Source organism: Capnocytophaga felis, assembly GCF_009684755.1.
Classification (GTDB): domain Bacteria; phylum Bacteroidota; class Bacteroidia; order Flavobacteriales; family Flavobacteriaceae; genus Capnocytophaga; species Capnocytophaga felis.
In genome coordinates, this window is record NZ_BLBC01000009.1 from 19,749 (window position 1) to 32,935 (window position 13,187).

The following is a 13,187-nucleotide window of genomic DNA, read 5'->3' on the forward strand; positions in this document are numbered from 1 at the left end:
TATAAAAAAACTTAAAAATTTAACAAACATAAAGTGTTATATATTACTTAAATTGTATATATTTGCCGATTGAAGAAAAAAAGAATAAGTAATTAATTTTAAAAAATGCAAAACAAGGGACTTATTAAACTATTTGCACTTTTATTCGGACTTGTAAGCATCTTTCAGCTTTCATTTACGTATGTGGCAAATAGGGTGGAGAACAAAGCCAAGGCATTTGCCGAGGCGAAAGTGTCAAACACAGAGAGTAATTACGTTTCGAAACGAGAAAGAGTTGAATCTCAGTACTTAGACTCTATGTTGGGGCAAGATGTATATAACATCGGAGTTACCAAATACACCTATGCAAAGGTAAAAGACAAAGAGTTAAACAGAGGTTTGGACTTGAAAGGGGGGATTAACGTAATACTACAAATCTCTGTAAAAGACATATTAAAAGGTCTTGCTAATAATACAAAAGACCCCATTTTTAACAAATCATTAGCAGAAGCCGATGAATTATTACGAAAAACAGACCGTACATACTTGGATTTGTTCTTTGAATCGTACGAAAAAAATGGAGGTAAATTAGCTTCACCTGACGTTTTTGCTAACAAAACGTTAAGTGAAGAAATCAACTTCCAAATGTCTGATAGTGAAGTTCGTCCTATCATCAAAAGAAAAGTTGATGAGTCTGTAACATCAGCTTTTGAAGTGTTACGTAAACGTATTGATAAATTCGGTGTTTCACAACCAAACATTCAGCGTTTAGGTTCTTCAGGTCGTATCTTAATCGAATTACCTGGGGCTAAGGATGTTACACGTATCAAATCGCTTTTGCAAAGTACAGCTCAGTTAGAGTTTTGGGAAACTTTCAAAAATACAGATGTTCTTCCTTACATAAGTGCTGTAAACGAACACTTCAAATCAACAATAAAACCACAAGAAGCTGTTAATGAATCTACTACAAGTACAATTGATTCGCTTCTTACAGACATAAAAAAAGATTCAACAGAGCAAGCCAAACAGGTTAATCCTTTGTTTGATTTATTAAAACCTGTACCTACTTACGAAGGCTCACCTGTGCTTTTCGCTGTAAGTTTGAAAGATACAGCTAAGGTTAATGATTACTTAAAATCTGCAGATGCAAAAAGGCTATTACCTGCTAATCTTCAATTTGCTAAATTCGTTTGGGGTAAACCTTCAAAAGATTCAGATTTAGTAGAAATGTATGCTTTAAAAGGTAATCGTGATAATGTAGCTGCCTTAACTGGAAACGTAATTACAGATGCGGCTCAATCTTTTGACGTAAGAAATCAGCCTGCCGTTTCAATGCAAATGGACGGAAAAGGAGCCAGAATTTGGGAAAGCCTTACAGATAAAGCATTTAAAGAGCAAGGAAATATTGCTATTGTTTTGGACGATATCGTGTACTCTGCACCGGGCGTAACTAATGGAGCTATCTCTGGCGGACGTTCAGAAATTACAGGAACCTTTACCTTAAATGAAGCCATTGACTTAGCTAACGTGCTTAGAGCAGGTAAATTACCAGCAGGAGCTGATATTGTTCAGTCAGAAGTAGTTGGACCATCACTCGGGCAAGAAGCTATTGACAGTGGTATGAATTCATTCTTGATTGCAGCAATTATCATTTTTGCTTGGATGATTTTCTATTATGGAAGAGCTGGTATCTATGCTGATATTGCATTGTTGTTCAACATTTTACTTGTATTTGGTGTGTTGGCAAGTATCAATGCGGTACTAACCTTACCGGGTATTGCGGGGATTGTGCTTACTATTGGTATGGCAATTGATGCTAATGTACTTATATTTGAGCGTGTTAAAGAGGAATTAGACAGAGGTAAAGGTGTTTCACAAGCCGTTTCCGACGGTTTTGGCAATGCCCTTTCATCAATCTTAGATGCCAACATTACAACTGGATTAACAGCACTTATCTTATTGGCTTTTGGTAGTGGACCTATTCAAGGATTCGCAACTACTTTGCTTATTGGTATCGCAACTACCTTGTTTACAGCAATTTTCATAACACGTTTATTGGTAGATTACAGCGTTGAAAAGAAACACAATTTAACTTTCTCAACCAATCTTACTAAAAACATACTGAAAAACGTTAATATTGATTTCATCGGAAAACGCAAAGTAGGTTATATTATTTCTGCAGTAGCTATTTTGATAAGTATTGTTTCTTTAGCCACCAAAGGATTAAACCAAGGCATTGATTTTGTGGGAGGTAGGACATATCAGATTCGTTTTGAGCATCCCGTAGTTCCTGCGGAAATTTCTAAAGAATTGCAGCCGCTCATCGGAAATGCTGAAGTAAAAACCTTTGGAGCTTCAAACCAAATTAAAGTTGCTACTAAATACAAAGTGGAAGAAGAAAGCACTGCTGTAGATAACGAAATCCAAGAATTACTTTACAAAGGATTACAAAAATTCTTACCAGAAGGATATTCTTATGAAGATTTTGTAGGAGCTTCAGCAGAAGATACCTTAGGAATTGTCCAATCAATGAAAGTAGGTCCTACAATTGCAGAAGACATCAAAAGTAATGCTGTTTGGTCTGTACTTGGAGCTTTGGTAGTGATTGCTTTCTACATTTTAATTCGATTCAGAAGATGGCAATTCTCTTTGGGAACTGTGATACCTTCAGTTCACGATGTTATTTTAGTATTGGGAATTTTCTCCTTGACTTACAGCTTTATGCCTTTCAATATGGAAATTGACCAAGCATTCATCGCTGCGATTTTAACAGTTGTAGGATATTCTTTGAACGATACTGTAATTATTTATGACCGAATTCGTGAGTATATGCACGAACCAAACTGGACTAAAGAAAAAATAAATACAGCATTGAACAATACCTTAAGCCGTACTTTGAATACTTCACTTACTACATTGGCGGTACTGGTAACCATCTTTATTTTTGGTGGAGAAACGCTAAGAGGCTTTATGTTCGCTATGATTGTAGGTGTGGTTGTTGGTACATACTCATCTATATTTATCGCCGCTCCAATGCTTTATGATACTTTAGACAGAAAATCTCAAAAAGAGGAAGAATCACACTCATAGTAATAATTGTTTTTAAAGGGAAAAAGCTACTCGTTAATTTGAGTAGCTTTTTTTACAAAAACATACCCCAATCCATAATGAAATAAATGAATTTTTCTTCTATATTAAAGAAAAGGAAATACAAATACGTCTAAAAGAAAATCCAATCACCAATAATTCATTTCTATTTTATGAAAGTAAAAGACATTACACAAAAGATAGAGCAATTAAGTCCATTATCATACGCGGAAGATTTTGATAATGTAGGTTTGCTTGTTGGTAATCCTGAAATGGAGGTAAGTAAAGTTTTAGTAACACTTGACACTCTTGAACAAGTTGTTGATGAAGCTATTGAAAAACAATGTAATCTCATTGTTAGCTTCCACCCTATTATTTTCGGCGGAATGAAAAGCTTCACAGGCAAAAACTATGTAGAACGTGTTGTTATGAAAGCTATCAAAAATGATATTGCTATTTACAGTATGCATACAGCCTTAGATAATATGTTTTTAGGAGTCAATTCAGCAATATGTGATACTTTGGAACTTAAAAACAGAACCATTTTAATTCCTCAAAAACACACGATTCGCAAACTTGTAACATACGTTCCTCACAAAGATGCCGAATCCTTACGAAAAGTTTTGTTTGAATCGGGAGCCGGAGAAATTGGCAATTATAGCGATTGTAGCTTCAATTTGGAAGGATACGGAACATTTAAAGGCAACGATAATTCCAACCCAACTATTGGTGAGAAAAATCTGTTACACACTGAAAATGAAACACAAATTAATGTTATTTTCCCTAAACATCTTGAAAGTAAAGTATTAAAAGCCTTGAAAGAAAATCATCCTTATGAAGAGGTCGCCTATGAAGTTTATGTTTTGGAAAATACTCATCAACATATAGGAATGGGAATGATTGGCGAACTTGAAAATGCGATAAGTGAAGACGATTTCTTGAACTATTTGAAAACAAAAATGCAAACCGATTGCATCCGACATTCTGCTTTTATAGGGAAAGAAATCAAAAAAATTGCTGTATTGGGAGGAAGTGGAGCTTTTGCCATTGACGTTGCCAAAGCAGCTAAAGCCGATGCATTTGTAAGTGCAGATTTCAAATATCACGATTTTTTTAAAGCCGAAAATCAGATTTTACTTGCCGATATTGGTCATTTTGAAAGCGAGCAATTCACAAAAATGCTTTTATATGATTATCTTACAAAAAAATTTCCTAACTTTGCCGTCGTTTTATCGGACATAAACACAAATCCTATCAAGTATTACCAGTAGATATGACAAAGAAAGCTGAATTTACAGTAGAAGAAAAGTTGAGAATGTTGTATGATTTACAACTTATTGACTCACAAATTGACGAATTGCAAAACGTGCGAGGCGAACTTCCGTTAGAGGTTTCTGACCTTGAAGATGAAGTTGAAGGACTTAAAAACCGCTTATCCAAATTCAAAGAAGAATTGGAACATTTACAGTCCGGAATTGCCGAAAAGAAAAATATTATAGAAGAAGCCAAAATCTTGATTAAAAAGTACAACACACAACAGAAAAATGTACGCAATAATCGAGAATATAACTCCATTACAAAAGAAATTGAGTTCCAAGAACTTGAAATTCAGTTAGCTGAAAAACGAATCAAAGAAGGAAAAGCTCAAGTTGAACAAAAAAAGGAAGCCATCAAACAAGTTGAAGAGAAAAAAACGCAACGTGAGGCTCACCTCAAACACAAAAAAGAAGAATTAGATTCTATCTTGGCAGAAACTGAAAAAGAAGAAACTTTCCTTAGAGAAAAGGCAGAGGAATACGCCGAGCAAATTGAAGAGCGTTTGTTGAATGCCTACCGCAGAATTCGTGGAAGTGTGGTAAACCGCTTGGCAGTTGTTCCTGTGGAGCGTGGAGCTTCAGGAGGTTCGTTTTTTACCATTCCGCCACAAGTGCAAATGGAAATAGCTGCTCGTAAAAAAATCATTACCGATGAACACAGCGGACGCATTCTGGTAGATTCGGCTCTTGCTGAGGAAGAAAGAGAAAAAATGGAAGCTCTTTTCAACAGCATAAAATAAAAGAAAACAAAATAATTTGGATTTGGAAATTTGAAAATTAAGCACTAATTCGCATTTTCAAATTTCCATTTTTCATATAACAAATTTTGAAGAACAATACAATTTCTGACTACTTATTTTAAAAATCTTAAAACTTGTAAATTTCTGATGAATTCCCGAGAACAACAACTACAAGCCTTTGAGCGTCTGCTTAATATAATGGATGATTTACGAGAAAAATGTCCGTGGGACAAAAAGCAAACCTTGCAGTCACTTCGCCATCTAACCATTGAAGAAACTTACGAATTAGGCGATGCCATTTTAGATAATAACTTACAAGAAATTAAAAAAGAATTAGGCGATTTATTGCTTCACATTGTATTTTATGCAAAAATTGGTAGCGAAACGAATGATTTTGATATTGCTGATGTATCTAATTCGGTTTGTGATAAACTCATCGAACGGCATCCACATATTTACGGAAACGTAAAAGTTGAAAATGAGGAAGATGTAAAACGAAATTGGGAAAAAATCAAACTCAAAGAAGGGAAAAAAAGCGTTTTGGAAGGAGTTCCCAAGAGTTTGCCAGCGTTGGTAAAAGCCTCACGCATACAAGATAAAGCTGCCGGAGTAGGCTTTGATTGGGATTCAAAAGAAGGTGTTTTTGAAAAAATAAAAGAAGAAATTGATGAACTTCACCACGAAATAACCTCCAAAAACAAGGAAAACATTGAAAAAGAATTCGGTGATGTGCTTTTTAGTTTGATAAATTATGCGAGATTTCTGAAAATTAATCCTGAAGACGCTTTGGAAAAAACAAATAAAAAATTCATCAAACGATTCCAGTATTTAGAAAAAAAAGCAGAGGAGCAAGGCAAATCATTAAAAAATATGACCTTAGAAGAAATGGAAAATTTCTGGCAAGAAGCCAAAAAAGAAGATTAAAAATGTATCCATATCACAATAAAATAAAACAACGTATCAAAAATGGTGAATTGGTAAAATATGAATTTGTTGAAAAATACAAAGACATAAGCCCGTGTCTGTTACTCTATTTTCATACAGAGCCTTACGTCCGTCCTGTTCGCGAACATCGTTTTGAAGAGTACAGAGAAATTTTAGCTTCTCTTACAGATATTTCAAAATAAATAGACAAGAAGTAAAATACTGAAAATCAGTAATCATACCTTTCCTTCCACAAATTTTTTAAGTAAGCACGCATTGCGTTTTCTCGCTGATTATTCCCCGGTTCATAGAATTTTTCTCCTTGCAATTCTTCCGGCAAAAAATCCTGAAAAGCGAAATTATTTTCGTAATCGTGTGAATATTTGTAATCCTTCCCATAATTCAGCTCTTTCATAAGTTTGGTGGGAGCATTACGCAAATGAATCGGAACGGATAAATCCCCTGTCTGTTTCACTGTTTGTTGTGCCTTATTTATTGCCATATAAGACGCATTACTTTTAGGCGAAGAAGCTAAGTAAGTAGCACATTGACTGAGAATTATCCTTGCCTCAGGATAGCCAATCGTTGTTACAGCCTGAAAAGTATTATTCGCCAAAATGAGTGCCGTAGGGTTTGCATTTCCGATATCTTCTGAAGCTAAAATGAGCATACGTCTGGCGATAAACTTCACATCTTCACCGCCTTCAATCATTCGGGCAAGCCAATAAACCGCTCCGTTGGGGTCACTTCCTCGAATGGATTTAATAAACGCCGAAACAATATCATAATGTTGTTCGCCAGTTTTGTCATAAAGAACCGTATTTTTTTGAACAATCTGAAATACTTTTGCATTTGTTATTTCAATAATTTCATCTTCAGAAGAGGAATTTACAATTAATTCAAATGTGTTGAGTAATTTTCTTCCATCACCTCCAGAAAGTTGCAAAAGAGCTTCTGTTTCAGTAAGTTTTATATTTTTGGATTTCAAAATAGAATCTTTCTCAATGGCGTTTTTCAATAGTTTTTCCAAATCATTTCGGTCAAAAGCATTCAAAACATACACTTGACAACGCGAAAGCAAAGCCGGAATTACTTCAAAACTTGGATTTTCGGTAGTCGCACCAATGAGTGTAATCCACCCTTTTTCAACAGCTTGCAGTAGCGAATCTTGCTGAGTTTTATTAAATCGATGAATTTCATCAATAAACACAATCGGATTTTTAGCAGAAAACAAACCTCCAGTTTGCTTTGATTGCTCTATAACTTCACGAACTTCCTTAATACCTGAACTAATGGCACTTAACGTAAAAAAAGAACGATTACTTTGCTGAGCTATAATATTAGCAAGGGTTGTTTTTCCAGTGCCGGGAGGTCCCCAAAATATAAGCGAAGGAAGCAAACCACTTTCAATTTGCTTCCGTAAAGAGCCATTTTTACCTACCAAATGTTCTTGTCCCACATACGATGCTAAATTCTGCGGACGCATACGCTCTGCCAAAGGTGTGTTCATTTTCAAAAATATATTTTCGCAAAGATATGAAACTTTTCATCAATTATGTTTCAACCTCATCGGAAGGCGATAATTTTATGATGCTTCACTTTTTGTTTTTTCAAAAATAAACTCCTATCTTTCGCAACTAATTTATCATAAATGATTATATCTATGAAACATTCTAATTTTTTAACCTCAACGGCTTTGGTATTTTCCTTAGTTAGTTGTAATCAAAATCAGTCAGTTAAAAATGAAACTATGGAAGAAAACCCATTATTAATTGAAAGCAAGTTAGAGTATTTTGCTCCCGATTTTTCAAAAATTAAAGACGAACATTTTCGCCCTGCATTGTTAAAAGGAATGGAATTACAAGCAGAACGCATTAAAGCCATTGCTGAAAATACAGAAGCACCAACCTTTGAAAATACGATAGTAGCTTTGGAAAAAAGTGGAGAAGAATTTAGCCGAGCCAGTCGAGTTTTTGGAGCTTTGGCTTCTGCACAAACCAATGACACTATTAAAAATATTCAAAAGGAATTATCGCCTAAATTTGCCGCTCATTCTGATGCTATATATCTGAATGACAAACTTTTTGAGAGAGTGAAAAATCTCTACGAAAAACGTGAAAATTTAAGTTTAGATGCCGAATCTAAAAAATTATTGGAACATTATTATGAAAATTTCATAATTTCAGGTGCAAATCTATCTTCGGCAGATAAAGAAACTTTAAAAGAATACAACTCGGAATTAGCGTCTTTACAAACTGAGTTCAACCAAACATTATTGGAAGGAAATTTAGCTGCTTCCCAAGTATTTACGGACAAAAAAGTCCTTGAAGGATTAAGTGAAGAAACCTTGAAAGGACTTGAAACAGAAGGAAAATGGAAAGTTCCTACGTTCAACACCACACAACAACCTTTACTTGTAGATTTGAAAAATAGAGAAACTCGCAAACAAATTTTTGAATCTGCGTGGAACAGAACTGACGGCGGAAAACACAACACCAATGAAGTGATTAAAAAAATTGCTTTACTTCGTGCTAAAAAAGCCGCTTTGTTAGGATTTAAAAATTATGCTGAATGGGCTCTGCAACAAACAATGGTTAAAACTCCTGAAAATATCTATCAGTTTTTCAAGGACTTAGTTCCTGCTTCTGTTGGGAGAGCAAAAAACGAAACTAAGGAAATTCAAGCTCAAATTAAAGCTACGGGTAGTGATTTCAAACTTGCCCCATACGACTGGAATTTTTACGCAGAGCAAGTTCGTAAAGCAAAATATGACTTAGATGAAAATGAAATTAAACCTTATTTTGAGTTGAAAAACGCTTTAGAAAATGGAGTTTTTTATGCTGCAACAAAGCTATACGGAATTACTTTCAAAGAACGAAAAGATATTCCTGTTTATCATCCTGATGTTGTTGTATATGAACTATTTGAAGAAGATGGAACTAAATTAGGGCTATTCTATGGTGATTTCTTTGCTCGCGAAAGCAAACGCGGTGGAGCTTGGATGGGAAATTTTGTTGAACAATCCAAACTATTAGGCAAAAAACCTGTAATTTACAACGTTTGCAATTATCCAAAGCCTGCTAATGGAGCTCCTGCCCTACTCTCATTTGATGAATTAACGACACTTTATCACGAATTCGGTCACGCTTTGCACGGATTTTTTGCAAATCAGCAGTATGCTTCGCTCTCAGGAACCTCCGTAGCTCGCGATTTTGTTGAATTACCTTCACAATTCCACGAAAATTGGGCTTTACATCCTGATATTTTAAGTAATTATGCTTTTCATTATCAAACAAAAGAAGCCATTCCGCAATCTTTAGTTCAAAAAATCAAAAATGCAAGTACTTTTAACCAAGGATATTCATTTACAGAAGTTTTAGCTGCTGCAAACTTAGATTTACAATGGCATACTATCTCAGCAGATACTAAAATTGATGATGTAACCGCTTTCGAAAAAGAAGCTTTGAAAAAAACAGGATTGTTGTTAGATGAAGTTCCTCCACGTTATCGTTCTTCATATTTTGCTCATATTTTTGGAGGAGGATACGGGGCTGGATACTATTCATATCAATGGACAGAAATGCTTAGTCACGATGCGTATGCTTGGTTTAATGAAAATGGAGGTTTGACACGCACTAACGGACAACGTTTCAGAGATATGATTCTTTCTCGTGGGAATACATTGGATTACGAAAAAATGTATTTGGACTTCCGTGGAAAAGAACCTTCTATTGAATCATTACTCAAAGCCAGAGGATTAAAATAAAAATTAATATTTTTTTTTACAGAAAAACAGCCGATAGGTCATTAAAACTCATCGGCTGTTTTCTTTTTAAAATACTTATTATCAATGTCCTCCGTAATCTATGTTGTCTAGTTTCCCTTTAAAAACTCTGAATTGAATAACAAAATAAGCAACTACCAATATGGCTGCAATAATAAACCAATTCAGCCCCACGCTCAATCCATAATCATTAGCCGCTGTGTTATAAATTGTTAGTGAAGGATTTACTTCATTAGTGGAAGGCAATAAATTCGGGAATAATGATGCTACGCTAGTTGCAAAACTTCCAAAAATGAACAAGGTTGAAAACATAAAACCAGTGCTATCTTTTTTAAACATCCGAATGCGAAACTGACCTAATAATCCTACTGCAGCTATTATCGGAAAAATCCATAACCACAAATGTTCCTTAAAATTATGAAAAGGTACAGGACGCACATATTGCCACGACATTATTGAAATAATCACCAAAAATAACAAAACAAAATTCAGCCGGAAAATGATAATTCTCAAGCGTTCATTAAGCGATGAAGATGTTTTTAAAATCACCCAGTTTGCTCCGTGAATCGTTAAAGTTACCACAGCCAAAATCCCCATAAGCAATGTAAACCAATCAATTACACCTTGTTGGTGAGCAAGAGGATCAAAAGTTGGGTTCCACAAAGCAAGGAAAAAATAATGTGACTCCTGAGTAGAAACTCCATTTTCAACCATTCCCAAATTTACTCCTCGAACAACGTTTCCTAATGCCGCCCCAAAGAAAAGTGCCAACAACAAGCTCGCAATCCCGAAGGCTTTATCCCAAAATCCTTCCCATAATGAATTATGAAACTGCCCTCGTAATTCTAAGCCCACAGCCCTGAAAATCAGCAACCATAAAACCATCATCAAAGGCAAGTAAAATCCACTAAACGAAGAGGCATATAAAGTTGGAAAAGCAAAAAACAACACTCCTCCGCCAGCTATCAGCCAAACTTCATTAGCGTCCCAAAAAGGTCCGATTGATTTGGTTACTGCCGTCTTTTCTTCCTCTGTTTTAGCAAAGAATAAATGCACAATTCCTGCTCCAAAATCATATCCGTCAAGAATGACATACATTCCTAACATAAACATCAAAACAATATACCAGAATAATTCCATATTTTTTTAGTTATTTAGCTGAATTTTTGTTTCAGGTCCTTTGTTAACAATCTTGAACACTAAAAGGAGAAAAAGTAAGCCCAAAAGCAGGTAAAGTCCTACAAATCCGAGGAATGTAAACAAGGTATTTCCAGAGGAAACCGTAGGCGAAACTCCTTCCGTAGTTCTCATTAAATTATAAACAAGCCAAGGCTGTCTGCCAAGTTCAGCAGTGTACCAACCAGCCGTGTTGGCTATATACGGAAATGGAAGTAACATCATCAAAGCCCAAAGCAACCACCTTGTATGAAAAAGTCGTTTCTTCCAAAGTAAAAAAGCAGCAAAAGCCATTATCCCAATAAAAATAGTTCCCAATCCAACCATAATGTGATAAGCATAATATAAACCGGGAACATTTGTTGGGTGAAGTGATGGGTCAAAATCATTCAAACCTTTTATTTCGGCATCCCAACGATGATGCGTTAAAAAGCTAAGTACATTAGGAACAGCTATTTTATTATCAATTTTCTTGTTTTGCATATCAGGTTGCCCGATGAGGATAATTTCTGCACCCGCTTTCTCGGTTTCAAAAATACCTTCCATCCCTGCAAAGGTAACCGGTTGATATTTTGCAACATTTTTAGCTGCTAAATCTCCTGTAGGGAAAGCAACCAAAACAGCCGAAATAACCCCGAAAATAACTCCATTTTTAACAAATAATTTTCCATATTCGCTATGTTTGTTATTCAGCAGATAAAAAGCCCCAACTGCCGTCACGAAAAAAGAACTGGTAACGAGCGACCCTGCTTGATTGTGCAAATATGAAGGCCACAGCCAAGGATTGTCAAACAATGCAGAAAAATTGTTCAATACAAATTTTCCGTTAGCAAGAATTTCGTAGCCTACCGGATGTTGCATCCACGAATGTGTTGCTATTATGAGAAATCCGCTTGCCCAAGACCCTAAAAAGACCAAAAATCCGGCGAGAAAATGAAGCCTATGCCCAAGCAACTTCTCACCAAAGAGGAACATTCCTAAAAAAGAAGATTCCAAAAAGAAAGAAAACATTCCTTCCATTGCCAGCGTTTGCCCGATAATTCCACCTGTAAGCTCAGAGAATTTTGCCCAATTCGTTCCAAACTGAAACTCCATCGGAATACCTGTAACCACTCCCATTGCAAAGTTCAACGCAAATATTTTCATCCAAAATTTCGCTGCATCATTATAAGATACATCATTGGTTTTGAGAAACTTCCATTTGAAATAAACAATCATCAATGAAAGTCCCATTGTTAATTGCGGAAACAAATAATGAAAGGTGATTGTGAAAGCAAACTGCAATCGATTGTACAAAATCATATCTTCCATAAAAACGAAAATTTAAATTTTAAAATGTGTGCAAAGTTACAATTAAAATTTAATAATTCTAAATAATATTCTTCTAAAAATAAACTTTTAATACAGAACCTTAGAAGATACTATTTTTCTGAAATTTTTTATTCTATGGCTAATAACATTCAAAATGAAACAAATACTCTTCATACAAATATATTACTATTCAACGAAATAAGGAAGTATTTTTACTTTGATTTTCAAATAACTATACTTTATAGAAATATTTTCATTCAATTCTGCTTCTATTTCAAAAAATAGATATATATTTGCACCCTGAATTAATAATCGAGGTCGTGAACCTCACAAATTAAATACTTATGCCAGTAAAAATCAGATTACAAAGACACGGAAAAAAAGGTAAACCATTCTACTGGGTGGTTGCAGCTGATTCTCGTGCAAAAAGAGATGGTAAATTCCTTGAAAAAATAGGAACTTACAACCCTGTTTCAAATCCTGCTCAAATTGAATTAAACGTTGACGCAGCAGTGAAATGGTTAAAAAACGGAGCTCAACCTACGGAAACAGCTCGCAGAATTCTTTCTTACAAAGGTGTTTTGTTAAAATATCACCTTTTGGGTGGTGTTGCTAAAGGAGCTTTAACTATGGAGCAAGCTGAAGCTAAATTCAATGCTTGGTTAGAAGAAAAAGCTGGAAAAATTTCTTCAAAAGAGGAAAAATTAGCAAAAGACAAAGCTTCTGCAAAAGCAAATGCATTGGCGGCTGAAAAAGAAGTCAATGAAAAACGCAAAAATGCAGCTGCAGCAAAAGCTGTTGAGGCAACAGAAGAAGTTGCTGATGCAGAGGTAGCAGCAAACGAAGAAAACAACGAAACTGAAGCTTAAT

General features: G+C 35.1%; 10 protein-coding genes. 7 read left to right on the forward strand and 3 right to left on the reverse strand.

The window, feature by feature from the left end:
* Window positions 1-105 precede the first annotated feature (105 nt).
* The 5 genes from secDF (at window position 106) to GN105_RS07840 (ending at window position 6,249) form a co-directional block, all read left to right on the forward strand.
* Complete coding sequence (gene secDF, locus GN105_RS07820; RefSeq protein ID WP_155284857.1) at window positions 106-3,069, forward strand: protein translocase subunit SecDF; 2,964 nt, start codon at window positions 106-108, stop codon at window positions 3,067-3,069.
* Between the two features lie 170 nt (window positions 3,070-3,239).
* Window positions 3,240-4,337: a Nif3-like dinuclear metal center hexameric protein gene (locus GN105_RS07825; protein ID WP_155284858.1), complete on the forward strand. Its 1,098-nt coding sequence runs from the start codon at window positions 3,240-3,242 to the stop codon at window positions 4,335-4,337.
* A gap of 2 nt (window positions 4,338-4,339) precedes the next feature.
* Window positions 4,340-5,122 (forward strand): zinc ribbon domain-containing protein, encoded by a 783-nt coding sequence (locus tag GN105_RS07830; RefSeq protein WP_155284859.1) that lies wholly within the window; start codon window positions 4,340-4,342, stop codon window positions 5,120-5,122.
* Window positions 5,123-5,269: 147 nt separating this feature from the next.
* Window positions 5,270-6,046 carry a nucleoside triphosphate pyrophosphohydrolase gene (mazG, locus tag GN105_RS07835; RefSeq protein ID WP_155284860.1) on the forward strand — a complete coding sequence of 259 codons (777 nt, stop codon included), beginning with the start codon at window positions 5,270-5,272 and terminating at the stop codon, window positions 6,044-6,046.
* A 2-nt stretch (window positions 6,047-6,048) separates the two neighbouring features.
* The gene (locus GN105_RS07840; RefSeq protein ID WP_155284861.1) at window positions 6,049-6,249 is read left to right on the forward strand and encodes a hypothetical protein; all 201 of its coding nucleotides are present in this window, start codon (window positions 6,049-6,051) and stop codon (window positions 6,247-6,249) included.
* Window positions 6,250-6,275: 26 nt separating this feature from the next.
* Here GN105_RS07840 and GN105_RS07845 read toward each other — a convergent pair whose 3' ends face one another.
* Window positions 6,276-7,556: a replication-associated recombination protein A gene (locus GN105_RS07845; protein WP_155284862.1), complete on the reverse strand. Its 1,281-nt coding sequence runs from the start codon at window positions 7,554-7,556 to the stop codon at window positions 6,276-6,278.
* Between the two features lie 153 nt (window positions 7,557-7,709).
* Between GN105_RS07845 and GN105_RS07850 the strand changes: the two genes are divergently transcribed.
* The gene (locus GN105_RS07850) at window positions 7,710-9,812 is read left to right on the forward strand and encodes a M3 family metallopeptidase (RefSeq protein ID WP_155284863.1); all 2,103 of its coding nucleotides are present in this window, start codon (window positions 7,710-7,712) and stop codon (window positions 9,810-9,812) included.
* Between the two features lie 81 nt (window positions 9,813-9,893).
* On the opposite strand, the gene cydB is transcribed toward GN105_RS07850, so the two are convergent.
* The gene (gene cydB, locus GN105_RS07855) at window positions 9,894-10,970 is read right to left on the reverse strand and encodes a cytochrome d ubiquinol oxidase subunit II (protein ID WP_155284864.1); all 1,077 of its coding nucleotides are present in this window, start codon (window positions 10,968-10,970) and stop codon (window positions 9,894-9,896) included.
* Between the two features lie 6 nt (window positions 10,971-10,976).
* Window positions 10,977-12,317 carry a cytochrome ubiquinol oxidase subunit I gene (locus GN105_RS07860; protein WP_155284865.1) on the reverse strand — a complete coding sequence of 447 codons (1,341 nt, stop codon included), beginning with the start codon at window positions 12,315-12,317 and terminating at the stop codon, window positions 10,977-10,979.
* Between the two features lie 344 nt (window positions 12,318-12,661).
* Here GN105_RS07860 and GN105_RS07865 point away from each other — a divergent pair, with 344 nt between their 5' ends.
* Window positions 12,662-13,186 carry a 30S ribosomal protein S16 gene (locus GN105_RS07865; RefSeq protein ID WP_155284866.1) on the forward strand — a complete coding sequence of 175 codons (525 nt, stop codon included), beginning with the start codon at window positions 12,662-12,664 and terminating at the stop codon, window positions 13,184-13,186.
* The last annotated feature ends 1 nt before the right edge of the window (window position 13,187 follow it).

Coding starts and splice junctions, on each gene's coding strand:
- secDF (WP_155284857.1), top strand. CDS start 106: ATGCAAAACAAGGGACTTATTAAACTATTTGCACTTTTATTCGGACTT.
- GN105_RS07825 (WP_155284858.1), top strand. CDS start 3,240: ATGAAAGTAAAAGACATTACACAAAAGATAGAGCAATTAAGTCCATTA.
- GN105_RS07830 (WP_155284859.1), top strand. CDS start 4,340: ATGACAAAGAAAGCTGAATTTACAGTAGAAGAAAAGTTGAGAATGTTG.
- mazG (WP_155284860.1), top strand. CDS start 5,270: ATGAATTCCCGAGAACAACAACTACAAGCCTTTGAGCGTCTGCTTAAT.
- GN105_RS07840 (WP_155284861.1), top strand. CDS start 6,049: ATGTATCCATATCACAATAAAATAAAACAACGTATCAAAAATGGTGAA.
- GN105_RS07845 (WP_155284862.1), bottom strand. CDS start 7,556: ATGAACACACCTTTGGCAGAGCGTATGCGTCCGCAGAATTTAGCATCG.
- GN105_RS07850 (WP_155284863.1), top strand. CDS start 7,710: ATGAAACATTCTAATTTTTTAACCTCAACGGCTTTGGTATTTTCCTTA.
- cydB (WP_155284864.1), bottom strand. CDS start 10,970: ATGGAATTATTCTGGTATATTGTTTTGATGTTTATGTTAGGAATGTAT.
- GN105_RS07860 (WP_155284865.1), bottom strand. CDS start 12,317: ATGGAAGATATGATTTTGTACAATCGATTGCAGTTTGCTTTCACAATC.
- GN105_RS07865 (WP_155284866.1), top strand. CDS start 12,662: ATGCCAGTAAAAATCAGATTACAAAGACACGGAAAAAAAGGTAAACCA.